This is a genomic window from Turneriella parva DSM 21527, assembly GCF_000266885.1.
Taxonomy (GTDB): domain Bacteria; phylum Spirochaetota; class Leptospiria; order Turneriellales; family Turneriellaceae; genus Turneriella; species Turneriella parva.
Map to the genome: position 1 here is coordinate 3449641 of NC_018020.1, position 21580 is coordinate 3471220.

The following is a 21580-nucleotide window of genomic DNA, read 5'->3' on the forward strand; positions in this document are numbered from 1 at the left end:
AAAGGGATAAAGTAATGTAAGGCCGCTCCCGGGTTTCGAGGTTGATTTGCGAAAAACGACCACGGAGCCCCCGGATGCGACCCTACGTTCAACTATCAAATGATGAAAGACTGCGTATAGAAGAAAGCCTTGCTGAGGGCCTCAAGGCCAGCCAAATCGCCAGAAATCTTAAGCGACACCCGAGCACTATTTTTCGAGAGATTCGGCGTAATTCAATGCCACGACATTACAGCGCGCGGTGCGCCAGAGACGAGGCGCGAAAGCGCCAGACTAATACCAACGCCGCGAAGGTTACACCAGAGCTTTGGTCAGAGATCGGAGCATCGCTCAAGTCGACGCTGTCACCAGAACAGATCGCAGGCCGCATGCGCCTAGAACGTTTCGACGGTGTCTGCATGCAGACGATTTACAATCATGTGCGCAAGAAATCCGGCACATCGAATTTTTATCGCCTGTGCCTGCGCCGCAAAGGCAAACCATACAAGCGCAAAGTGAGGATTGAGGCTGAAAACAAAGGGTTTTTTCGCATTCACGACCTGCCAGCCGAAGCTTTGACGCGACGCAAACCCGGCTACTGGGAGGGCGATTTGGTCGAGGGTAAAATGGGCACCGGGCAGATTGCAACTTTCGTCGAAAGGCATTCGCGTTACTTGCTCGCGGCGAAACTGGAGCGCAAATTGGTGACACAGTTTAACGCTGCAGCGCGCGACCTATTCGCCGACATCGATAACGAACGGCTGCGGGGTATCATTTACGATCGGGGCACCGAGATGAGTGGCTACCGCGACCTGCAGCAAGTGCTGAACTGCGGCATCTACTTTTGTGACCCCGGCTCGCCATGGCAGAGAGGTACGAACGAAAACACGAACGGCCTGCTGCGCGAGTCTTTTCCCAAAGGCACAGATTTTCGGCGCATCGACCAGGAACAGGTTGACGCAGCGCTTAAATTACTAAATAACCGACCACGCAAGCGGCTGAATTACCGAACCCCGGCCGAGGTCTACTTTCGCAGCCCTATCGCACTTCGTTTTGGAATGTAAGGTTGAGATTTCTTAGACACCCCTCAATTTGGTTGACGCAATATCGATTACTACATCGTTTTTCGATAGATCGATCGATGGAGGTGGCATGGCTATCGTGAAAGTTTCACCTAAATTTCAGGTTGTGATTCCGAAACAAGTCAGAGAAGATTCTGGCATCAAAGCGGGCTCCAAAATGGACATCTTTGCCTACGATGGCCGTATAGAACTCGTACCGATTAAGCCTATCAAACAGCTTAAAGCCAGCTTACCTGGACTGAATACGCAAATCGATCGAGAATCTGACCGGTTGTGAACATCGTCGATTCTTCGTGCTGGCTCGAATACCTTTCGGGAAGCGCGACCGGTGACGTGGTAGCGCCGCTTATTGAAGAAACGAATAAGCTCGTCGTGCCAGTCATCACGATCTATGAAGTCTTCAAGAAGCTGCTCACTGAAGCCGGCGAAGAGCAGGCGCTCAAAGTCGCTGCGCACATGAAACTCGACAGAGTCATTGACGTGAACCTCACTGTCTCACTCGAAGCCGCCAAGTTCAGCAAGCTGCACAAGCTACCCATGGCCGATGCCCTGATCTATGCTACCGCCCGCTTAGAGAATTGCACACTCTGGACGCAAGATGCACACTTCGAAACGCTCGAAGGTGTGCGGTTCTTACCGAAGAAGAATCAGCGAAACTGACCTAACAGGTTCCTTTTTCAGAAACCTGTTAAAAATTTCTGCAGCGTCTGCCAATAGAGCGCATGCTCGGCCGCCAGAATGCGCCGGCTGAGCGCCCCCACTGTATCACCTGGCTTCACCTCGACCGCTGCCTGCGCCAGAATCTTACCCGTGTCAACACCCGCATCGACCAGATGAATCGTGCACCCCGTTAGCTTCACGCCATACTCCAGCGCCTGCTGCTGCGCGTTCATACCGGGAAACGCCGGCAATATCGAAGGGTGCACATTCAGAATCTTACCCGCATACGCCTTCAGCATCGGCGCTGATAAAATACGCAGATAACCAGCACAAACAACAACTTCAACCCCGGCCTCTCTGAGCCTGGCCGCCAGGCGCGTATCAAATGCCTCGCGCGCCTCGCCCTTCGCTCGAAGCATCACCTCGGCGCGCACACCAAAACCGCGTGCAACCTCGATACCCTTCGCCTCACGGTCACTCACGACCAGCACGCAGTCAGCCTTAAGCTTACCCTCGCGTATTTTCTGCAGCAGAGCCTGCATGTTGCTGCCACGGCCCGAAATCAAGATTGCGATACGACGCAGCGGCTTCTTCAACCGCGCGGAATCTGAACGAAAAAAATCCTTCAGGGTGCGCATCGAATCAGACAACCACCAGCCGGTCGCCCTCGAGCTTTTTCGCCATCGCCGTGAACTCACCGCTCACCCGCACCGGCTTATTCGTCTTCAGATTGACAGCCACCTGCGTCGAATTACCGCGCGCCAAAAGCTGCCCCGTCGCCTTGTTAAAAATACCATATTCGGCCTCGAGAAAAATTTTGCGAATCGCCGTGTAACGAATGCCAATCATCAGCGTCTCGTGCAGCCGCCCCTGCCCCTTGAACTCAATATTCGTGTTCGCGAGCACCGTCGAAAAACCGTCAAATACCTCGGCGTTCTCCGCAGGTATACCCGCCAGTTCGGCGAGCTTAAAGTAATACGCGATACGTCCCTCTTCGAAATAGTTCAAATACACACTGTTATTCACATGGTTATACGCGTCGAGATCGCGCCAGCGCACGACCGTCTCGACCACCACCGAAAAATCTTTCCAGGGCTCGCTCATGCCCGGTTCTTCACCTCAGCCGCAAAATACGCCAGCGTGCGCGTTAACCCCTCTTCGAGCTCGACCCTGGGTTTCCAGCCCAAGAGCTTTTCAGCGCGGTCGATCACCGGGCGCCGCATCTTCGGGTCGTCAGATGGCAGAGGGTGGTTTTCCGTATCGAGCTTCTTGCCCGAAACCTTCTCAAGCACTGTCACCAGTTCGCGTATCGAAAACTCATGAGGATTTCCCAAATTCACGGGGCCGTCATAGTTAGCACGTTCAAGCTCCGCCAACGCCATGATTCCCGCCACCAGGTCAGAGACATAACAAAACGAACGCGTCTGCGCGCCATTGCCATAGATCGGCACCTTTTTCCCCAACGCCGCCGCCACGCAGAAATTCGAAATCACGCGCCCATCATCGGGATGCATGAACTCTCCATATGTATTAAAAATCCGAAATAACCGTGCATCCACACTCTTATAACGCACATAATCCGCGCACAGCGTCTCTGCCGCGCGCTTGCCTTCATCATAACAGCTGCGCACGCCCACGGTATTCACGTTGCCCCAATAGCTCTCGCGCTGCGGATGCTCCAACGGGTCGCCATAGATCTCAGAAGTCGACGCGTGCAGCAGCCTCGCCCCCTGGCTTTCGGCAATTTTCAGCATGTTGCTGATACCAAAAACCGAAGTCTCCCACGTATAAACCGGATCTTTCTGGTAATGCGGCGGTGAAGCAGGGCAAGCCAGGTTAAACACCACATGCACTTTGCCAAACTTTAACCCGGACGCATCAGCAACCGTGACAGTGCGAATATCCAGAGGTGCAAAATCTATCTCACCCCTAATTTCAGCCAGGTTCGATTCGCGTCCCGTGTGCAGGTTGTCCCAAACGGTAATTTTATACCCACGCTTAAGCAACTCGCGTACGAGGTGCGCACCAATAAACCCCGCACCGCCGGTTACCAGCGCGTGCTTTCCCTGACCTGTCATTCGTGCAGTCTTGCCAAGCGAGACACCGCCACAATCATTCTACCCGGTCAGCTGCATCCAGGGCAGTTCGCAATCGGTTAGGTTGTCCGTGAGCCGCCAAAAAGTCAGACTTTCTTCCAATATGCCGGCCGCCGAATCCCAAACCACAGGCACTATGCTATAGTTAGCACAAAACCGGGGCAGATGACGCCGCCGCTCGGGTTTCAGCCACAACTTGATCAATAAATACACGAGCGACGAAACGCTAACACGCAGCGCCGCCGCCGCAAAATGCAACGCATCATACTCACCCGGCCAAAAACGCGTGCAAACGATCTCAAACCCCTCACCCGCCCGATTATACCGCCGCGTCACTCCTCGTCGCACACGCCCACGCATCGCCAAACGTAAAAACCGCTCATTAAACCCCAGAATTTCCCGCTTCCGCCGCCGCCAATACGGCGCCACTGAAACCGGCAAACTCACACTCGTCATCAACTTACTCTTAGCCATCTATAATATAAATACCAGAAACATGCGGATTTTTCTCACGCATGAACCCATTTCCCTGAAAAAGCCGGCACTGCCCTACGTGGATTTGCAAGCAGGCTCCGGAAAAATATTCCGAAAAAGTGAAAAGCCTCGTCGTTTGCGAAGGCAAACGACTGCTAAAGCGCGCCGTCGCTTGATACCCAAGCGACTCTGCTGCTTTTCACTTTTTCGGTTTCCGTCGCCAGCGAGCAGGTTCCCGTTCCAGGAACCTGCTCGACAACCTACATCCTCATCTCTCCCTTTACCCATGAGCGCCGCAGCCGACCGCCTCTTCTCTATGTACCAAAAAATGCTGCTCATTCGCCGCTTCGAAGAAGCAGCTGCCAAAGCCTATGCCACAGGCAAGATCCGCGGCTTCTGCCACCTCTACATAGGCGAAGAACCCGTCGCCGTCGGCGCCATCGAAAACCTCGAACCACAAGACTACGTCATCGCTACGTACCGCGAACACGGCCACGCCCTCGCGCGCGGCATGACGCCCCGCGAAATCATGGCAGAACTGTTCGGCAAAGCCACCGGCTGCAGCAAAGGCCTCGGCGGCTCGATGCACCTCTTCTCGCGCGCACTCAACTTCACCGGCGGACACGGCATCGTCGGCGGCCATGTCGCCGTCGCCGCCGGGCACGCCTTCGCCGCGAAATACCGCGGCACCCGCGCCGTCACACTCTGCTTCATCGGCGAAGGTGGCACCAACATCGGTGGCTTCTATGAGGGCCTCACCTACGCCTCGCTCTGGAACCTGCCCGCCGTCTTCATCATTGAAAACAACCTCTACGCCATGGGAACTCCCCTCTACCGCTCGCAGCCCACATACGACCTCACCCGCAAAGCCGACGCTTTCAATATGCCCTCACACCGCATCGACGCCTTCAACGTCGAAACCGTATACGACACCGTCCGCAAAGCCGTCGTGCGCGCACGCTCAGGCCAGGGCCCCACACTCATCGAAATGATCACCTACCGCTTTCGCGGCCATAGCATGTCAGACCCCGCGAAATACCGCCCGCCCGGTGAACTCGAAGAAATGAAAGAAAAAGACCCGCTCGACACCACCCGCGAACGCCTCAAAACCCTCGGCATCAGCGACGCCGCACTCACTGACCTCGACCAGAAAATCGACGCCACCGTTGAAGACGCCGTGCAGTTCGCCGACGCCTCTCCCGAACTCACTTACGACGAAATGAAAAAATACGTTTTCTCATAACGGACTCTTCACGTTCTGCAGCGTCCGCCGCGCCACGCCCGTATATATCGTCGTTGTCTGAATATGTTTATGCCCTAACAGCTTCTGTATCACCCGTAAGTCCGTGCCTCCCTCAAGCAAATGTGTCGCGAAGCTGTGCCGCATGCTATGACACGAAACATCCTTCTGAATACCCGCCTTCTTCTTCGCTTGCGCAAACACATGCTGCAACGTGCGCGCACTCACCGCCTTACCCGCACGCTGGTTCGACCAGAACAGCATCTCATTACCGCGCCGCCCCTCTGAAAGCTCCTGCAACGCCGGTATAATCGATTCAGAAAAAACCGAATAACGATCTTTCTTGCCCTTAGCCATACGCACCCGCAAAGTCAGATTTTCAAAATTAATATCCTCAACCCGCAGCTTGATTACCTCAGACACCCGTAAGCCAGAACCGTACATCACCGCCAGCATCGAACGATGCTTCAAATTCGTCGTCACCCGCAACAAACGCGCCACCTCGCCCTTCGTCAGCACCTGCGGCAACGCATGCCGCTTGCGAATACCCATCAGCATCGGCAACAGCCGCGGCTCGCCCAAAACCTCTGAAAAATACGCGTGCAGCGCCGCCTTCAAAACCCGCAAATAGATGGATGTCACCTTCTTCTGCGACACCAACTCATCAACATAACGAAAAATCTCATCGTCCGTCACACTCTGCAGACTGCGCCCTCGCCCCCCAAGCCATCGCGAAAAATGCTCTAAACGCGAAACATAACTGCGCACCGTCGCCTGCGAATAATCCTTAATCCGCAACGCCCGCTCAAACCTGTCTGCATCCCATACCCGCAATGAGGATTTCTGGGCCTCACGTACCGGCACGCCCGGTACAACCGGCGCCGCAAGATCGACCCCATCTCGCGCATCCCGCTCCATTTCACGAAACACCCCCCGCCGCCGACCACCACTGTTATAATATTCAGCCAACTCGCGAAACTCAACACTGCCCGGCACTATCCCCCGCCGCCGCATAAAACCCGCCAAAAACAAATTCGACGCAAACTCCAGATCGCCCCCCAACTCCTCCCGCAACACCCCCAAAATTCCCGACCCCATATTTTATCACGCCACAATATAGAACATAAATAGAACAACAATCTTTTTTCACATTTCCCCCACCCTCAACCACAAATCACGCAATTTTCCGTCGCAATAACATAACCACCGCCGATCCCCCAAAAAAATCCTTGCCCCACAACCTTTCCCGCCATTCAGGGAATAAACGTTGCCCGCCATGCCTATGCGTGGCCGAAAAATAGAAGAGTTACTGTGTGCAGTCGAGCTTGCGGCTTGCTATTTCGATGAAGATTAGAGTTTGGCGACTGGCGCAAGCACGACTGCTCGGTTGGCGCTCCTGGCTTCGAGGTTTGTCTGCGTCAGAAATCCTACTATTTGTTCGAATTCGGTATTGCGGCTTCGCAGGCCACGCATCGCGAGCTTGAGAGCGACTAGCCCCTGCCCGATCGATGCGACGTCGCGCTCGCGAGTCGGCACGCCGGGCAACAGATTTTACAAGCTGCGCCGCCATTCGCTACGCGAAAGGCGTGCTCGGTCTCGGCGACGAAGATGCGTCGACGCCCGCAGCTCAGTTGAGCTTTGTTTGCGGGCGCGCCGCAGTCGCCTTCGACACAATTTGGGTTGCGCCGAAGACGGCACACCCCAAATCGTCTTGCAAAATCAAACGTTGCCCGCCATGCCTATGCGTGGCCGAAAAATAGAAGAGTTACTGTGTGCAGTCGAGCTTGCGGCTTGCTATTTGGGTGAAGATTAGAGTTTGGCGGCTGGCGCAAGCACGACTGCTCGGTTGGCGCTCCTAGTATCGAGGTTCGTGAGCGTCAGAAATCCTGCTGTTTGTTCGAATTCGGTATTGCGGCTTCGCAGGCCACGCATCGCGAGCTTGGGAGCGATTGGCCCCTGCCCGATCGAAGGTCTGTAGCGCTCGCTAGCCGGCACGGCGGGCAACAGATTTTACAAGCTGCGCCGCCATTCGCTACGCGAAAGGCGTGCTCGGTCTCGGCGACGAAGATGCGTCGACGCCCGCAGCTCAGTTGAGCTTTATTGGCGGGCGCGCCGCAGTCGCCTTCGACACAATTTGGGTTGCGCCGAAGACGCCGCACCCCAAATCGTCTTGCAAAATCAAACGTTGCCCGCCATGCCTATGCGTGGCCGAAAAATAGAAGAAGCACTGTGTGCAGTCGAGCTTGCGGCTTGCTATTTGCGTGAAGATTAGAGTTTGCCGGTTGGCGCAAGCACGACTGCTCGGTGGGCGCTCCTGGTATCGAGGTTCGTGAGCGTCAGAAATCCTACTATTTGTTCGAATTCGGTATTGCGGCTTCGCAGGCCACGCATCGCGAGCTTGAGAGCGATTGGCCCCTGCCCGATCAATGCGACGTCGCGCTCGCGAGTCGGCACGGCGGGCAACAGATTTTACAAGCTGCGCCGCCATTCGCTACGCGAAAGGCGTGCTCGGTCTCGGCGACGAAGATGCGTCGACGCCCGCAGCTCGGTTGAGCTTCATTGGCGGGTGCGCCGCAGTCGCCTTCGACACAATTTGGGTTGCGCCGAAGACGGCACACCCCAAATCGTCTAGTAAAATCTAACGTTGCCCGCCATGCCTATGCGTGGCCGAAAAATAGAAGAGATACTGTGTGCAGTCGAGCTTGCGGCTTGCTATTTCGATGAAGATTAGAGTTTGGCGACTGGCGCAAGCACGACTGCTCGGTGGGCGCTCCTGGTTTCGAGGTTCGTGAGCGTCAGAAATCCTGCTATTTGTTCGAATTCGGTATTGCGGCTTCGCAGGCCACGCATCGCGAGCTTGAAAGCAATAGGCCCCTGCCCGATCGATGCGACGTCGCGCTCGCGAGTCGGCACGGCGGGCAACAGATTTTACAAGCTGCGCCGCCATTCGCTACGCGAAAGGCGTGCTCGGTCTCGGCGACGAAGATGCGTCGACGCCCGCAGCTCAGTTGAGCTTTATTGGCGGGCGCGCCGCAGTCGCCTTCGACACAATTTGGGTTGCGCCGAAGACGGCACACCCCAAATCGTCTTGTAAAATCTAACGTTAGCTGCCATTAGTGTCGATTTATGTTGACATCCCCGCCATCCTTGGCGGGCATCAAATCTTAGTGCAATTTTCTCATGTCAAATCACTTGGCTTGGTTTCATTTTTTTGCTGCATGTGCCGCGGCGCAGAAATAATAATACCACAATCAGAACTAGCTGAAGCCGCGCATGACTGTAACCTAGACCGAATAAAAACCCTACTGTCCCAGAATGTAGATCCAAATCAATTTGATTCCCAAGGTGATACTATTCTGAACATTTCTACTCGCTGCGATTCTGGTGTAACAAAATACCTTATAGAAAAGGGCGCAAATCTGTCCTTAAAATCCAAGGAGGGCTCCCATACAGCATTAATGAGCGCAGCTTTTTGGGAGAATGAACAAACCGTGGATTTACTAATTCGATATGGAGTGAATCCTTTTGATGCAGATGACATTGGCATGACTGCTCGACAGAGAATTGAATCCTATATGTTAAAAGAAGGTTCTACCCGGAAATATAGAAAAATTGTGAAAAGGCTTCAAAAATATGAGATTCAGTTTGGCGCCCCAAAAAGCCCTTCAAGGTAGAAATAAAATACCCCCAATAGTTTCGACTCCGGCCTCCGTGCCGAAGTCGATTATTACAGTGCGACACTAACGGCAGCTAACAAAATTTACCTGCTGCGCTCCCTGCGGTGCCGTGGCTCCTCGGGTGCTCGGCCCTACGCGCCAAAGATGCCCTGCGCCCGGCCAAGCGGGAGCTTGGTTTTGCCGGGCTCGGGCAGGCGCTTCGGGCACATTTGGTGACGCTAAAGGGCTTTACAGGCTGAAATAATGACACAAGCGTCACCAAAAGTCAGGTAAATTCCGCGTTCTAAGCCATTGCCTAGCGTCGCGAAGAGAAGCATTACCACTAAGAGCGCCTCATCATTGCACGACATTTCCAAGCTTGAAAGCTAGTCGTGTAACGACTGCTACAATTGAAGATCGCGACGCTCCGCGATCGCTGCAGAATTTCACACCGGCTTATTCGCAAAACCCGCTAAGAGTTATCGGCGCGATGGATCAGGTTTCGCCTCGCACTGCGTTCGCGAGTTTAGGTTTATTCGTACGCGGCGGGAATTAGCGAGAGCTCGCGAACTCCGCTTTTTGCAGACCTCGCGCCGCTCGTCAGGTAAAGTGCGGGTTTTGCGAACACGCCACGACCTGCCCCCAAGCGATCGCTTGACGGCAACGGCTTAGAACAAATTTTACAAGCTGCGCCGCCATTCGCTTCGCGAAAGGCGTGCTCGGTCTCGGCGACGAAGATGCGTCGATGCCTGCGCTCTGTCGAGCTTAGTTGGCAGGCGCGCCGCAGTCGCCTTCGACACAATTTGGGTTGCGCCGAAGACGGCACACCCCAAATCGTCTTGTAAAATCAAGCGTTCTATGTCATTGCCTAGCGTCGCGAAGAGGTAGAAAGGCCGAAGAGCCCTTCGTCATTGTAAGCTCCTTCCAGGTTTCAACGCGGGTTGTGTAACGACTGCTACAGATGAAGATCGCGACGCTCCGCGATCGCTGCAAGAGTTTTACCCAGGCGTATTCGCAAAACCCGCGAAGAGTTGTCGGCGCGATGGATCAGGTTTCGTCTTGCGCTACGTTCGCGAGCCTTCGTTCATTCGTACGCGGCGGGAATTACGGAAAGCTTGCGAACTCCGCTTTTCGCAGACCTCGCGCCGCTCGTCAGGTAAAGTGCGGGTTTTGCGAACACGCCACAGCCCTGCCCCCCAAGCGACCGCTTGACGGCAACGACATAGAACAAATTTTACGCGCTGCGCCGCGACCACTGCGTTGGGTCGCGTGCTCGGCCCTGCGCGCCAAAGATGCCTTCGTCGCACAAACGGGACGTTTGTTTGGTGCTCCTCAGGCAGGCGCTCCGGGCACATGCGCTTCGCGTAAAACGCAATGGTTGAAATGCAAAACACTTTACACCCGCAGGCGCACGTCAGCGTAAAATTAACGTTAGGCGCCATGGGCATAAATATTTTTGGTTTACCAGGAACATGATATCGATCTTCAGAGAAGAGTTTCCTACTGCGCTTGGTACTTTTGAGATAAGTATTTTAAGTACTGATTCAGATGCTAAAGCATCCGATGCCGCGTCAGTTAACAAAGATGTTATTAACGTCACTTCGCGATCATACCAGATTACGATATTCAGACAATTACTTGACTTAAACCTTGGGAATAACTCCAGTGTTTTAAACAGAGTAGCTTGGTGCTTATTTTTCCAAAAGTCTCACTCAAACTACGAAAAATTGAAAATTCGGCTTGAATTGAATTCCCACGATCAAGAGATTACTCAAGGCCCGAGCTCAGGTCAATATCTTGATGCGATTTCATACAATGACTCAAAGTACCAAATACATTTAGGCACAGAGGACGGTGAAGTACTAATGGAAAGAGCAAAGGCAAGAGATTGGCTGCCTTTTCGGTATTCGAAATACCTAAATTTCGATACTCAAACACGAAACATTCACATTGGTAGCTTTACCGAATACACAGAAAGAGGCTTTTTAACCCGAGTACCTAATCTGCGTCCTGGAGAGAAAGCCTATTTTCATTTCATTCTTGCTGGGAAGCATTATGATGAAGATAACGTTGATACGTGGTTAGCAGTAGACATGAGTAAGAAGCAGCTTTTAAGAGATTACACGAATATTTTACCGAATGCCCACGGCGCCTAACAAAATTTACCTGCTGCGCTCCCTGCGGTGCCGTAGCTCCTCGGGTGCTCGGCCCTGCGCGCCAAAGATGCCTTCGTCGCACAAACGGGACGTTTGTTTGGTGCTCCTCAGGCAGGCGCTTCGGGCACATTTGGTGACGCAATTTGGCTTTACAGATTGAAATAATGACACAAGCGTCACCAAACGTCAGGTAAATTCCACGTTGTACGCAATACCGCGCCAAGAGGTAAGAAGTTAGAAAGACCGGGAGGTTATGTGATCGATCGCGCCCCCAAGAGCGCCCGGCGTCCATGCCGGTCGCGAACGGGGCATTTACACGACGTTTTGGCTGGAGGCGTCTTCGCCGCGCAGACCCGAGTACGCGCGACGAGCGAAGCGAGTCTCCGTCTTCGGTGGAGCCCACGGCACCGCAGTCGAACCTGGCGGTCATCGACCGACAGGCAAGCGCAGAGTGTAAATTTTGTTCTCTGCAGTGGAGTGGCTTAACCGGAATTTTACGGAAGACTTGTTTTGCCATGGCAGGCGAAACAAGGTTATGCAGAAATTGAGCGGTATTACCTGATCAGGTCTTCTGCCGTCAAATGATTGGCAGATTTGCCATGCTCAAATTTCAGTATCCCCAACTGTTCGTATTTTGGTCTGATACGATCAGATAAAAGGCCTATCTCTTTAAGGTTTGGCACCATGCGGGTAAAGAGCTGAGTTCTGAAATCTTGCATGATTTCGGATGTATCAACCATCTTCAACCACGCATTTCGGCTGATACCGTGTGCGAAATATTCTTCATAGATTTCCATAAATTGGAAGCGATTGCGCAGAAGTACGGATACTTCATAGGCCCAATCCTCCCGATCCCGACGTTTGCTCTCAGATATCTCTTTTGTGAAATAATCGCGCAATGCTACGACGCCGTAATGCACATGGCGAGCTTCATCGGCGATCACCAGCTTCAACAGTTCTTTGAGTAAGGGTTCATGCGTGTGTTTATAGATCATGCCAAAAGCACCCAGCGCCAGGCCTTCAATCATAATCTGCATTCCCAGAAATTTTAGGTCCCAGTCTGAACCGGCTGTGATGGAACGCAAAATGACAAACAGGTTATCGTTCACATGGTACAATTTTTTCAATTTTGTAAGCAGATACTTTGAGAATACTTCGACATGACGGCCTTCATCGACTACCTGCGTTGAACCGTATAACTTGGCATCAAACCACGGCGTTGCTTCAACCGTTTCACCCGCGATGTACAGTGCACCCTGTTCGCCGTGCAGAAACTGTGAAAGCATCCAGCTGATCGTCGAATGGACAATTTCTTCACGCTTTGATTTATCTTTCGGATAAAATGACTCACCGAAACCCGGTACAAATTTTTCAGGAAAAATCGGTTTTTCCAGATTTGCTGTATCTACGTTGGCAGTCCAGGGCAGGTCTTCTGCATCCCATTGCGCTTTGTAGGCGCGGCGGTACAGTTTCTTAAATTCGGGATTGCCAGTATTTTCGTATGTCCAGTCGTAAAAGACTTCATGCCCGGATGCAATTTTAAGTGTATTACTTTTCCCCCCATTAAGTACATACCCTGCAACCGCCGACGGCATTAGGTCAAGCGCGACCCTCGGGTTGCGTCCGATCATGCCCCCGATCGCGCTTACATCATCTGCTAAACTCATAAATCCCTCCTGAATTTTTTAATTTTGTTGAATTGAGAACTTGCATATGATTGATTAAGCCGCGATAGATAGTGCAATCTGAACACCACCAAGATAGCGGCGACTGAGTGCCGAAAAGTACTTGGCTATGCGAGCTTTATCAGCCGCAATGCTGAGTTGTTTTTCAGCGGCAATTTGTGCCTGCTGGCACAGTAGGATATTGCAGAACAGGTAAGCAAAGGCGGTAACCACGTCAATTGCGAGCGCTTCTTTTCCTGCCCGATCTTTATATACTGGTACTAATCGTATGAATTGATCAAAATCTGACTCGAGTTGTTTGCGGTTGTCGGCTTCGGGTAGTTTGCCAATTTCTGCGCTGATGTATTCGTACAAAATCCCCCCGAGCCGACTACCTTCGACAATGGCCCCAATCGCGGCGACTGCCTGCAACTGTGTTGTGCCTTCGTAAATTGTGGTAATGCGGGCATCGCGGTAGATGCGCGCAATATCAAACTCTTCGGTATAGCCGGAACCTCCGAAAATTTGTAGCGCATGGTACGCCACTGTATTGGCTGATTCTGAATTAAACAGTTTCGCCGTGGGGGTGAGCAACTTTGCCAGTTTATCGAGCCTGATAATCTCCGGCCGCTTACGAATCGCTCGTTCAGCCTCACCTTCGCGGACGAGTTTTTTAACTAACCCATCATAGTGATCCACAACCTCGCAGGCACGATACGCCAATGCTCGCATCGCGTGGACATAGGCTTCGTTGTCGTCGAGAATGCGCTTCACCGGCGGCAAGTTTTCAATGGTATTGCCAAATTGGACGCGCTCGGCGGCATATTTCTTACCTTCTTCGTATGCGGCTTGGGCGATGCCGACCGACTGAACCGCGATGCCCATGCGGGCACCGTTCATCATTTGGATCGCATATTTGACGAGACCTAAGCCTTCTTCACCGATGAGCTGCGCTTTGCTTTTTTCAAAAACAATCTCGCAAGTTGGGGAAGTATGCAAACCCATCTTTTCTTCGATTCGGGTGACTTCGATTTCATCGCTGTGCACCAGAAAGAAGGATAAGCCCTTTGCGCCGGGACCGGCACTGCGCGCCAGAGTCAGTATCATACTGGGGCGCTCGTTTAAGCCGCAGGCATGGGTAATAAACCGCTTTGTCCCTGTAAGAGTCCAATTACCATCATTGTCTTTTACAGCCTTCGTTGTGACGCGCGACAGATCACTACCGTAATTGGGCTCGGTCAATGCCATGGCACCACACACCTCGCCAGCCGCCATTTTCGGAACCCAGGTCTTAATCATATTTTCGTCACCGAAACGCTCTATCACTTCGGCCAGATTAAAGCAACTGGCACTGATTCCGAAGGCGACGTCGGCGCGGCTCAGCATTTCAAAAACTGCGCTCGAACCGGTCAAGTTCATTTGCAGACCACCGTTCTGGCGTGATATGTTGGTACCGAGCATGCCGGATTTTACTATCAGATCGACAATGCGCTGTGTATCGGGCGGAAAATTGACTTTTCCGCTGACCAAATGGATGCCATGCTTTTCCATCGCGCGCGCAGAAGGTGAAATTTCTTCACCACAAATTTTGCCGATCTGTGACCAAACGGCGGCATACCCCTCAAGACATTCAGCCGTGCTCGCAGGGGCAAACTCCAGTAGCTTGTTGCCATTTTGCTTGAATGCGGCTGCATCAACAAAGCCCTGCTCTTGCAGCGGGATCAAAGTTTCCCAATCAACAAAATGTTCAATATTAAATCGTAAATCCGCATTGTCTTCAAAGTAATTGCCCTTGATCATTTTTGAACCTTATGGCACCCGTAGCGTTGTGTCATGCCTTGCCCGCTTCAAGAATTTGCGATACCGAATGACCATTTTGCCGCATTTTATTGAACGACGCAAATTTTGAAAAACGCTGGTGCGACTGAATCAGAAGCGCTTCGGGAATGCGGATAAAGACTGCCGTCGCAGAAGTATACAGTTTACCCTCGGCGTCAAATATCTGCCCTACGGTATAAATCCGTCTGGTATCGATGCGTTCTGTTTTACCGGCGCAATAGAATGTCTGGTTGAGGGGGATGGATTTTCTGAGCGAGACGTTGATATTTGCCGCGAGTACGGGATAGCCGTTGCACCAAGCCGCACCGCCCATGGCTTCGTCGAGAATCGCTGAAGTAAAGCCGCCGTGGACGTGATCGGGCGGGCCTTCGGCGTTATCGCCCATGCGCATTTCCATCAGCAGCATGCCGGTGGCTTCGTGAAAATATTGCCTGCTTTCAATCAAGTCGGTCGAGTGGGACATGAAGCGCGATATGGCATCAGGAATATGTGTCGATTCCGCAATGCATGCCGAAATATCCTGAATATCAAATAAGGTTTTCATTTCTCCGGCCTCAGCGAGGCGCGGGCTGTAGTTCTTGCTTTTTTCATATTTTAGTATGTGCTAAATTAAAACATGGCGTCAACAAATTTCCCCCCTTCTGGCGCCTGCAAAAAACGCCAGCCCATACCCCTTCATCTTGACGAATCTTAAAGAACTTGCCTGCGGATAAATAATCACGACCTTGCCGCATAATTCATGGTGCGAGATAAAAAAGGAACGCTGCCGACCGCGCCCAAAAAGAGGGTATGGAACAGAACAGCCAAGACCCGTATGAAAATCTTAAACGGCGCGGCCGTGGCTTTTTCCGCCCGCGGTTACTATGGCACAAGCCTCGTCGAGCTCAGCAAGCGAACAGGCGCCGAACAGGCCAGCATCTACTACCACTTTCAAAGCAAAGAAAACCTCTTCAAGAAATGCCTGATTTATACGCATTTAATGGTCATCAGGGGCCTCAGGCGCGATTTGAACCGCACTGAAGGGCTCAGGGAAGAGCTGGTGTCGATATTTAATACCCTGGCGAATTATTCAGATGTCTATCCGGAGAGGATCGCCCTAATATTCCAACTTGTATATTCGGCCCCTAAGACCATAGCGGTATTCTACACGAGAAAATATGGCGGTAATTTCCGATCACTGATAGAAGCTGCATTCGATCGAAATCCGCCGAAAAGCGGGAGGGGGGTAAAGCAATCCTTGATGATTGACATGCTCTACAGCTTTATCCTAAGTCTTTCAGCGCCGGCCGTACGCAATGACAGGCGACTGATGGCGCCCCGTGCCGTGGATTTTATTCTACAAGACAAAATTCATCCAAATTAGAGTATTTAATAAATTATTGACTGACTGAATCGAATGCCATAGGTGCCCCTATGGTTCAGCTGCGACAGGTAAATGAGCAAACCAACACAGAAATATTGCTTGGCTTTCAGCACACGGTCGGCCGTCACTGCGGCTCCACTTCGCTACAAGACGTCGTCAACTATGGCGGTTGGCCGCTCAGCGAAGCGGCCTGTTTTGGGCTCGCTTCTGGCATGGCGCACTATTATAAATCCGCGGCTGCCGAAATTCCGCTTGGCATTTTTATGGGGCGATGCCGTGACCTCGAAAACAATTTCTTAAAAAATTGTGAAATTGACTTCGAGCGAATCGAGTTTAAGACTTTCACAGATTTAGAAGCGCATATTCAGCAGAAAATCCAAGCGGGTGTTCCTGTACTCTTGCAAGGCGATGTCGCCGGGTTGCCCTATTATAAATCACCCATGCATTTTCCCGGGCATAAGTTCGTCGTTTGTGGTTACAATGATAGAAAATACACCATTGCAGATACCGCGTTTGCTGAACTACAGGTCGTCTCGGCGCAAGATCTTGATAAATGTACAGCCTATTCAAATGCGATGTGGGCTGGAGCGTATACGGCTTACGATCTCGGGACATTACCCGAGTTGACGGTCGACCTTGGTGCAAAAGCAGTCTCACGCGCTATTTATCAGCAAATCCGTGAGTTGTCTTCTTCAGGTGAGGCTTTTTTTCTTTCGTGGCATCGTGCTCATGAAGCGTGGTTAAGCAGCTCTGATTTCACCTCCCAGGCAGACGACAAAGATTTCGCCCTGGGCGGCCGTTTTTTTTATCAGGTGATAGAAAAACGCGGCACGGGGGGCGGGGCGTTCAGGGGGATTTATCTCGATTTTGTGAATGAACTCGTAAATGATCGGGTTTTTCCCTTTCCTGTTTTGCAGAAAATTTTCAGCTCGCAGGGGCGAGCGCTGGAATTACTGGCAGATTTGCAGAGGTCGGTTCGCTTGAGCCGCGAGAGGCTTTCCAAGATTGCAGATTTCTATAAGATGTTGGCTTTCAGGAAAATTACGCGCGGCGACGCAAAGACTCAGATCCGCAGGCAGCTAAAGAATCTCTGGCATTTTGAGCGAAGTACAAACGACATTCTCTGTTTGCTGGCGACGGAGTTTGTGCCTGATTTTCAGATTTCGGGTGAAATATTCAAGATTACACAACGGAGGATTTTATGAAAAAATTAGAAAAGATTGCACATGCCGGCAGGACAAAGCTTACGGTACGGAAGCTAAAACTCGAATACCCTAACGGCGTGCCGCGGCATTGGCTGAAACAAAGCGGCTTGTTGACACATGTAATGAACTCGCTAAGCCTTATGTTTCCCGAAGGTGAACGCTTTTTTATCCGGAGCGTCAATCGTTTCGCCAGCCAAACGCACGACGAAACGCTGCGCGAAGCCATTAAAGATTTTGCAGGTCAGGAAACACAGCACGGTAAGCAACACGAAAAATTCAATACCTTTTTGAAGCAGCATGGTTACGAGTATGAGCGGTTCATTGCAGGCGTGGAAAATTTTGTTTTTGAGGAGTTCGAACCTTTTATGACTGAAAAGGTATGGGATAAAATAGGTCTTTCAGTCACCGCTGCGGCGGAGCATATGACGGCCACGTGGGCTGCCCATTTTCTTAAGAATCGTGCGGCGCTGGCCGACGTACCGGAAGAAATCCGTGCCTTATTTCTCTGGCATGCGGTCGAAGAAATTGAGCACAAAGATGTGGCATTCGACCTGCTCCAGGATGTAGACGACAGTTATTTCACCCGCATGGTTGGCCTCGGCTTTATTGCCGTCGGCGTACCGCTGTTAATCGGAATTATTGCAACTCATTTCATTAAGCAGGATGCAACGCTTACCAGGGTCGATTTGATAAAGGATATACCCAAATTATTCTTCGAAAAAGAAAGTCTTGGGCGGATGTTTGTGGCGTCGTGCGTCCAATACTTGAAGCCGGATTTTCATCCGCGCGATATCAAGGATGAACACCTCATCCATGACTATCTTCAACGGCAAAGCGCCTGATATGAATGGATCATTTTTTGGCCAAAGGGTGCTTCAGTAGTGTTCGGTAGAAAGTAAAAATATCGCTGTTTGACCCGTGTCCGAAATTTATTGGGAATTGCAAAACAACCAATAAAACGGGGGATCAAACGCGATGGGACATCAAAATACAAGCTTTTCACAACTGCAACGACAATTCGACCGACATGAGTTCGGCGCACTGGCGCAAAAACACTTCAAGGCAAATTCCGGGCGGCGCCTGACCCACTGGGGGCATTTTTCGTTTTGGATGTTTGCTCTTTTGACCAAGGCTAAGTCGCTGCGGTTTGCTGTGGAGCAATTGAATGCAATGCCTGAAAAACTTTACCATATGGGTTTTAAATCGGTCAAACTGAGCACAATTTCGGAAGCAAATTCGAAGCGATCTTACGAATTCTATCGATCATTATTTTTTGTGATTTTTTATCGGTTGAAAAAATCGCTGCCACGAACAGTGCAAAAAGCAATTCGTGTTTTGGATTCAACAACGATTACTTTTAGCGACACCCGCTTTAAGTGGGCAAAATTCCGTTCTTCTAAAAAAGGCATCAAAGTGCATGTGCTATTCGATCAGCAGAACGAGATTCCACGAAATCTGAAAATCACAAATGCGAATAGATCCGATGTAAAGTTGGCGCACCAATTTTCGTTTCTGAAGGGAATCATTTACGTTTTTGATCGCGCCTATACAGACTTCAAATTATGGCGAAAAATCCACGAAAATAAGGCTTTTTTTGTGATTCGGGCCAAAACAAATCTGCTTCTGACGACACTGAAATCCGAAATCATACATGATGTTCCCGGCGTTTTAGAAAAGCAAACAGTAGCGTTGTTGGGTGATGTAAAAGGTGAGTTCGGTGAGCATCTGTTTTTATTTCGCCTTGTGGATATTAAAACCCAAAAGGAAATCAAAGTAATTACCAACAACCCGAAACTCTCTGCCGAGGAAGTTTCTGATATTTATCGCAAGCGCTGGAGTATTGAAATTTTCTTCAAGTGGCTGAAACAAAATATCCAGGTGAAACGCATGTATGGAATATCCGAAAACGCCGTGAAACTTCAGATTTGGCTTGCAATGATTCTTTATATCTTACTCTGGCAAATGCACCATGTAACTGTCCGCACCAAGACAAAATTTACCGAATTTCTCCGAGCGTTCCAAGCCCGTATTGTCTTATCCATTCAACCAAGAAAGCCCGTCGTCGGCCAATCGCCGCCGAAAACCAACCCCCAGCAAGCCAGATTCGAATTTTCTGCCGAACACTAATGACTCACTGCTGCTATCTTATTTCTTATTCCCCGAACATCATCATTAGGAGTTTTATTATTAAGTGCACATATGGGCGGTGCGATCGCCACACACATGGAACATGGCGAAATGTATTTGCCGCAAGCAATTATTTTGTTGCTGGTTTGGGGTGCTAACTATTTGCGCAATCCAGAAATGCTAGATTCCTTCACAAAACAGTAATCTAGGAATAATTTTATGCTAAAAATCGGTGATCTTATTCATGACTTTACGGCACCAGATCAACTCGGCAAGCCCATGACGCTTACGAATTTGCTGCAAGGTGGCCCGGTCGTAATCTTTTTCTATCCCCGTGCTATGACTGCGGGCTGTACCGCGCAGAGTTGCCATTTTCGGGATTTAGCACAAGACTTTCACGCAGTGGGTGCGTCAATAGTCGGCATCAGTAGCGACAGCGTCGAGCGGCAGGCAACGTTCGATCAAAAGCACAGATTCGGATTCCCTTTACTCTCTGATCCCGACCGAATAATCGCAAAACAATTCGGGGTAAAACGCCTTGGGCCATTATTTAACCGGCGTGCTACGTTTGTCATCGGTAAAGATAGTCGGGTAATACAGGTGATTGCAAGTGAGCTCAGTATGAGTAAACACGCGGATGTCGCGATTGAAACGCTTAGGCATCTGCCTAAAAGCACTTGAGCTCTGCCTGCAACTTACGGGAACCCACACCGTCAACTCATGCCACCGCTTGTGGGCGCACAAGCGGTGGCCCGCCTCCGCCCTCGTGGCTCCGGCGGGAAATGGGGCGCGAGAAGACCAAGAAGCAAAGCCGAAGAGGCGCGGTACTGCGTACAACAAAATTTACCCGCTGCGCTCGCTGCGGTGCCGTGGCTCCTCGCGTGCTCGGGTCTGCGCGGCAAAGATCGCGGACGGCGCGCAAGCGGGACGCTTGCTTTTGCGCGCCGCCGCGAGCCGCTCCGACCACATTGATGGTGCTTAGTATGTGGCTTTTCAAGTAAGCCCGGCTTTATTGCGTGGCGCACCATCAACGTCGGGTAAATTCCACGTTAGCTGCCATAGGCGCTAACATGATTGACATCCCCGGCCATCCTTGGCCGGCCTCTATTTAGAATGGGTGTATGGGGGACTGGGATTGCTTCGAATGATGTCTTTAAAGATATTTATGGCGAATTCTTAGATAAATTTAATCAAGGCGCGCCTGTCTCTGAAATTACAAAGCAAATAAGCGCAGCCTATAGTTCGCTTATTGATGACCCTGATGAATCTAATGAACTCTACTTTGCTCTTGCCAAAGCTCAATGGGATTGCGGTTCTCTGGATAAAGCAATACTTGAAAAAGTTACAGATCTGATAAACTCAGGTGCTGAATTACAACGTTGGCAGAGTTTGGGAGCTTCGCAGGCTCAGCTCAAAAAGCGTGAAACAGCAATGCAAGACTTTCTGGCACTAATTAAAGAGCCGAATCCAAAACCCCGAAAGCCGAAGCCTGTTAAATTAGTTAATGCAATTTTTGCAAAGGGTGACTGCCTGGCTATTCCGCTAACTGATGGTAGATTCGGGGCTGCGCTCGTGTTAGCAGCTGAAGAACAGACTCAGTTTGGTCTTAACCTTCTGGTGGCAGTAGATTTTCTTTCGGTCGATAAACCGAATGTCCAAGATATCCTGAAAGGGCGTTGCTTAAATAGGCATTTACAAGATATGCAGCCAAGTCCTGATCTGCAATATTGTTATGCAAAAGATTTTAAGAAATCGAAATATCAAATGGAGAAGATAGGTGAAATTCAGTTTGAAAAACTATTTCTCCCAAAAAATGCACGATCAGTCTATGGCCGGTGGGATACTTTTGCTGACGCGATCGCATCTGAAAAGGCGCGAAATACTAATGAACCTGACGCACTGAAAATATCAAAATTTATCAAAAAAACATGGTTCTGATTAACCGTCAAAACATCCGTGTTTTGACGGTTCCGTATGCGCGCCTACGGCAGCTAACAAAATTTACCTGCTGCGCTCCCTGCGGTGCCGTAGCTCCTCGGGTG

The 21580-nt window shown here is 51.0% G+C and carries 21 protein-coding genes and 2 pseudogenes; 12 read left to right on the forward strand and 11 right to left on the reverse strand.

Annotation, left to right across the window (positions count from 1 at the left end; all coding sequences use genetic code 11):
• The first annotated feature begins 74 nt into the window (after positions 1-74).
• The 3 genes from TURPA_RS16380 to TURPA_RS16390 all read left to right on the forward strand — a co-directional run bounded on the left by TURPA_RS16380 (position 75) and on the right by TURPA_RS16390 (position 1718).
• Positions 75-1040, forward strand: coding sequence for an IS30 family transposase (locus TURPA_RS16380; RefSeq protein ID WP_014801511.1), 966 nt, complete (start codon positions 75-77; stop codon positions 1038-1040).
• 88 nt (positions 1041-1128) lie between these two features.
• Entirely contained in the window at positions 1129-1335 is a 207-nt protein-coding gene (locus TURPA_RS16385) for an AbrB/MazE/SpoVT family DNA-binding domain-containing protein (protein ID WP_014804423.1), read from the forward strand.
• Positions 1332-1718 (forward strand): type II toxin-antitoxin system VapC family toxin, encoded by a 387-nt coding sequence (locus TURPA_RS16390; protein ID WP_014804424.1) that lies wholly within the window; start codon positions 1332-1334, stop codon positions 1716-1718. The genes TURPA_RS16385 and TURPA_RS16390 overlap by 4 nt, the downstream gene beginning before the upstream one ends.
• Positions 1719-1735: 17 nt before the next feature.
• Here TURPA_RS16390 and purN read toward each other — a convergent pair whose 3' ends face one another.
• Genes purN through TURPA_RS16405 form a run of 3 tightly spaced genes read right to left on the reverse strand, consistent with a single transcriptional unit; the run spans position 1736 to position 3796 of the window.
• Positions 1736-2356: a phosphoribosylglycinamide formyltransferase gene (purN, locus tag TURPA_RS16395; protein WP_014804425.1), complete on the reverse strand. Its 621-nt coding sequence runs from the start codon at positions 2354-2356 to the stop codon at positions 1736-1738.
• 4 nt (positions 2357-2360) lie between these two features.
• Positions 2361-2822 carry an acyl-CoA thioesterase gene (locus TURPA_RS16400; RefSeq protein ID WP_014804426.1) on the reverse strand — a complete coding sequence of 154 codons (462 nt, stop codon included), beginning with the start codon at positions 2820-2822 and terminating at the stop codon, positions 2361-2363.
• Positions 2819-3796, reverse strand: coding sequence for an NAD-dependent epimerase/dehydratase family protein (locus TURPA_RS16405; protein ID WP_014804427.1), 978 nt, complete (start codon positions 3794-3796; stop codon positions 2819-2821). The genes TURPA_RS16400 and TURPA_RS16405 overlap by 4 nt, the downstream gene beginning before the upstream one ends.
• Positions 3797-4574: 778 nt before the next feature.
• On the opposite strand from TURPA_RS16405, the gene pdhA reads away from it, so the two are divergent.
• On the forward strand, positions 4575-5531 hold the full coding sequence (gene pdhA, locus TURPA_RS16415) for a pyruvate dehydrogenase (acetyl-transferring) E1 component subunit alpha (protein ID WP_014804429.1): 957 nt from the start codon (positions 4575-4577) through the stop codon (positions 5529-5531).
• On the opposite strand, the gene xerA is transcribed toward pdhA, so the two are convergent.
• The 5 genes and pseudogenes from xerA to TURPA_RS23510 all read right to left on the reverse strand — a co-directional run bounded on the left by xerA (position 5526) and on the right by TURPA_RS23510 (position 8441).
• Positions 5526-6524 carry a site-specific tyrosine recombinase/integron integrase gene (xerA, locus tag TURPA_RS16420; RefSeq protein WP_053332223.1) on the reverse strand — a complete coding sequence of 333 codons (999 nt, stop codon included), beginning with the start codon at positions 6522-6524 and terminating at the stop codon, positions 5526-5528. The two genes, pdhA and xerA, sit on opposite strands and share 6 nt — an antisense overlap.
• Before the next feature lie 313 nt (positions 6525-6837).
• Positions 6838-7098, reverse strand: a pseudogene (locus TURPA_RS16430) (hypothetical protein); the annotation flags it as partial.
• Between the two features lie 239 nt (positions 7099-7337).
• Complete coding sequence (locus TURPA_RS24345; RefSeq protein WP_157210535.1) at positions 7338-7523, reverse strand: hypothetical protein; 186 nt, start codon at positions 7521-7523, stop codon at positions 7338-7340.
• A 15-nt stretch (positions 7524-7538) separates the two neighbouring features.
• Positions 7539-8016, reverse strand: a pseudogene (locus TURPA_RS24350) (hypothetical protein).
• Between the two features lie 239 nt (positions 8017-8255).
• On the reverse strand, positions 8256-8441 hold the full coding sequence (locus TURPA_RS23510; RefSeq protein WP_157210537.1) for a hypothetical protein: 186 nt from the start codon (positions 8439-8441) through the stop codon (positions 8256-8258).
• A gap of 203 nt (positions 8442-8644) precedes the next feature.
• Between TURPA_RS23510 and TURPA_RS16450 the strand changes: the two genes are divergently transcribed.
• Both TURPA_RS16450 and TURPA_RS16455 read left to right on the forward strand, forming a co-directional pair.
• Complete coding sequence (locus TURPA_RS16450; protein WP_157210538.1) at positions 8645-9202, forward strand: ankyrin repeat domain-containing protein; 558 nt, start codon at positions 8645-8647, stop codon at positions 9200-9202.
• A gap of 1454 nt (positions 9203-10656) precedes the next feature.
• Positions 10657-11340 carry a hypothetical protein gene (locus TURPA_RS16455; RefSeq protein WP_014804432.1) on the forward strand — a complete coding sequence of 228 codons (684 nt, stop codon included), beginning with the start codon at positions 10657-10659 and terminating at the stop codon, positions 11338-11340.
• A 554-nt stretch (positions 11341-11894) separates the two neighbouring features.
• Here the strand turns inward: TURPA_RS16455 and TURPA_RS16460 are convergent.
• The 3 genes from TURPA_RS16460 to TURPA_RS22195 are packed head-to-tail and all read right to left on the reverse strand — an operon-like array spanning position 11895 to position 15387.
• A complete protein-coding gene (locus TURPA_RS16460) occupies positions 11895-13007 on the reverse strand; it encodes a ferritin-like domain-containing protein (protein WP_014804433.1) in 1113 nt (370 codons plus the stop codon).
• A gap of 54 nt (positions 13008-13061) precedes the next feature.
• A complete protein-coding gene (locus TURPA_RS16465) occupies positions 13062-14804 on the reverse strand; it encodes an acyl-CoA dehydrogenase family protein (protein ID WP_014804434.1) in 1743 nt (580 codons plus the stop codon).
• Positions 14805-14835: 31 nt separating this feature from the next.
• Positions 14836-15387, reverse strand: coding sequence for a PaaI family thioesterase (locus TURPA_RS22195; protein ID WP_014804435.1), 552 nt, complete (start codon positions 15385-15387; stop codon positions 14836-14838).
• A gap of 195 nt (positions 15388-15582) precedes the next feature.
• On the opposite strand from TURPA_RS22195, the gene TURPA_RS16475 reads away from it, so the two are divergent.
• The 6 genes from TURPA_RS16475 to TURPA_RS16505 all read left to right on the forward strand — a co-directional run bounded on the left by TURPA_RS16475 (position 15583) and on the right by TURPA_RS16505 (position 21476).
• Entirely contained in the window at positions 15583-16206 is a 624-nt protein-coding gene (locus tag TURPA_RS16475; RefSeq protein ID WP_014804436.1) for a TetR/AcrR family transcriptional regulator, read from the forward strand.
• Positions 16207-16256: 50 nt separating this feature from the next.
• Positions 16257-17411 carry a BtrH N-terminal domain-containing protein gene (locus TURPA_RS16480; RefSeq protein WP_014804437.1) on the forward strand — a complete coding sequence of 385 codons (1155 nt, stop codon included), beginning with the start codon at positions 16257-16259 and terminating at the stop codon, positions 17409-17411.
• Complete coding sequence (locus TURPA_RS16485; protein ID WP_014804438.1) at positions 17408-18253, forward strand: metal-dependent hydrolase; 846 nt, start codon at positions 17408-17410, stop codon at positions 18251-18253. Before TURPA_RS16480 ends, TURPA_RS16485 begins: the two co-directional genes overlap by 4 nt.
• A 133-nt stretch (positions 18254-18386) precedes the next feature.
• Positions 18387-19538, forward strand: coding sequence for an IS4 family transposase (locus TURPA_RS16490; protein ID WP_014804439.1), 1152 nt, complete (start codon positions 18387-18389; stop codon positions 19536-19538).
• 219 nt (positions 19539-19757) lie between these two features.
• Entirely contained in the window at positions 19758-20219 is a 462-nt protein-coding gene (locus tag TURPA_RS16495; protein WP_014804441.1) for a peroxiredoxin, read from the forward strand.
• Between the two features lie 432 nt (positions 20220-20651).
• On the forward strand, positions 20652-21476 hold the full coding sequence (locus TURPA_RS16505) for a hypothetical protein (RefSeq protein ID WP_014804443.1): 825 nt from the start codon (positions 20652-20654) through the stop codon (positions 21474-21476).
• Positions 21477-21580 lie beyond the last annotated feature (104 nt).

Coding starts and splice junctions, on each gene's coding strand:
- TURPA_RS16380 (WP_014801511.1), top strand. CDS start 75: ATGCGACCCTACGTTCAACTATCAAATGATGAAAGACTGCGTATAGAA.
- TURPA_RS16385 (WP_014804423.1), top strand. CDS start 1,129: ATGGCTATCGTGAAAGTTTCACCTAAATTTCAGGTTGTGATTCCGAAA.
- purN (WP_014804425.1), bottom strand. CDS start 2,356: ATGCGCACCCTGAAGGATTTTTTTCGTTCAGATTCCGCGCGGTTGAAG.
- TURPA_RS16400 (WP_014804426.1), bottom strand. CDS start 2,822: ATGAGCGAGCCCTGGAAAGATTTTTCGGTGGTGGTCGAGACGGTCGTG.
- TURPA_RS16405 (WP_014804427.1), bottom strand. CDS start 3,796: ATGACAGGTCAGGGAAAGCACGCGCTGGTAACCGGCGGTGCGGGGTTT.
- pdhA (WP_014804429.1), top strand. CDS start 4,575: ATGAGCGCCGCAGCCGACCGCCTCTTCTCTATGTACCAAAAAATGCTG.
- TURPA_RS16455 (WP_014804432.1), top strand. CDS start 10,657: ATGATATCGATCTTCAGAGAAGAGTTTCCTACTGCGCTTGGTACTTTT.
- TURPA_RS16460 (WP_014804433.1), bottom strand. CDS start 13,007: ATGAGTTTAGCAGATGATGTAAGCGCGATCGGGGGCATGATCGGACGC.
- TURPA_RS16465 (WP_014804434.1), bottom strand. CDS start 14,804: ATGATCAAGGGCAATTACTTTGAAGACAATGCGGATTTACGATTTAAT.
- TURPA_RS22195 (WP_014804435.1), bottom strand. CDS start 15,387: ATGAAAACCTTATTTGATATTCAGGATATTTCGGCATGCATTGCGGAA.
- TURPA_RS16475 (WP_014804436.1), top strand. CDS start 15,583: ATGGTGCGAGATAAAAAAGGAACGCTGCCGACCGCGCCCAAAAAGAGG.
- TURPA_RS16480 (WP_014804437.1), top strand. CDS start 16,257: ATGGTTCAGCTGCGACAGGTAAATGAGCAAACCAACACAGAAATATTG.
- TURPA_RS16485 (WP_014804438.1), top strand. CDS start 17,408: ATGAAAAAATTAGAAAAGATTGCACATGCCGGCAGGACAAAGCTTACG.
- TURPA_RS16490 (WP_014804439.1), top strand. CDS start 18,387: ATGGGACATCAAAATACAAGCTTTTCACAACTGCAACGACAATTCGAC.
- TURPA_RS16495 (WP_014804441.1), top strand. CDS start 19,758: ATGCTAAAAATCGGTGATCTTATTCATGACTTTACGGCACCAGATCAA.
- TURPA_RS16505 (WP_014804443.1), top strand. CDS start 20,652: ATGGGTGTATGGGGGACTGGGATTGCTTCGAATGATGTCTTTAAAGAT.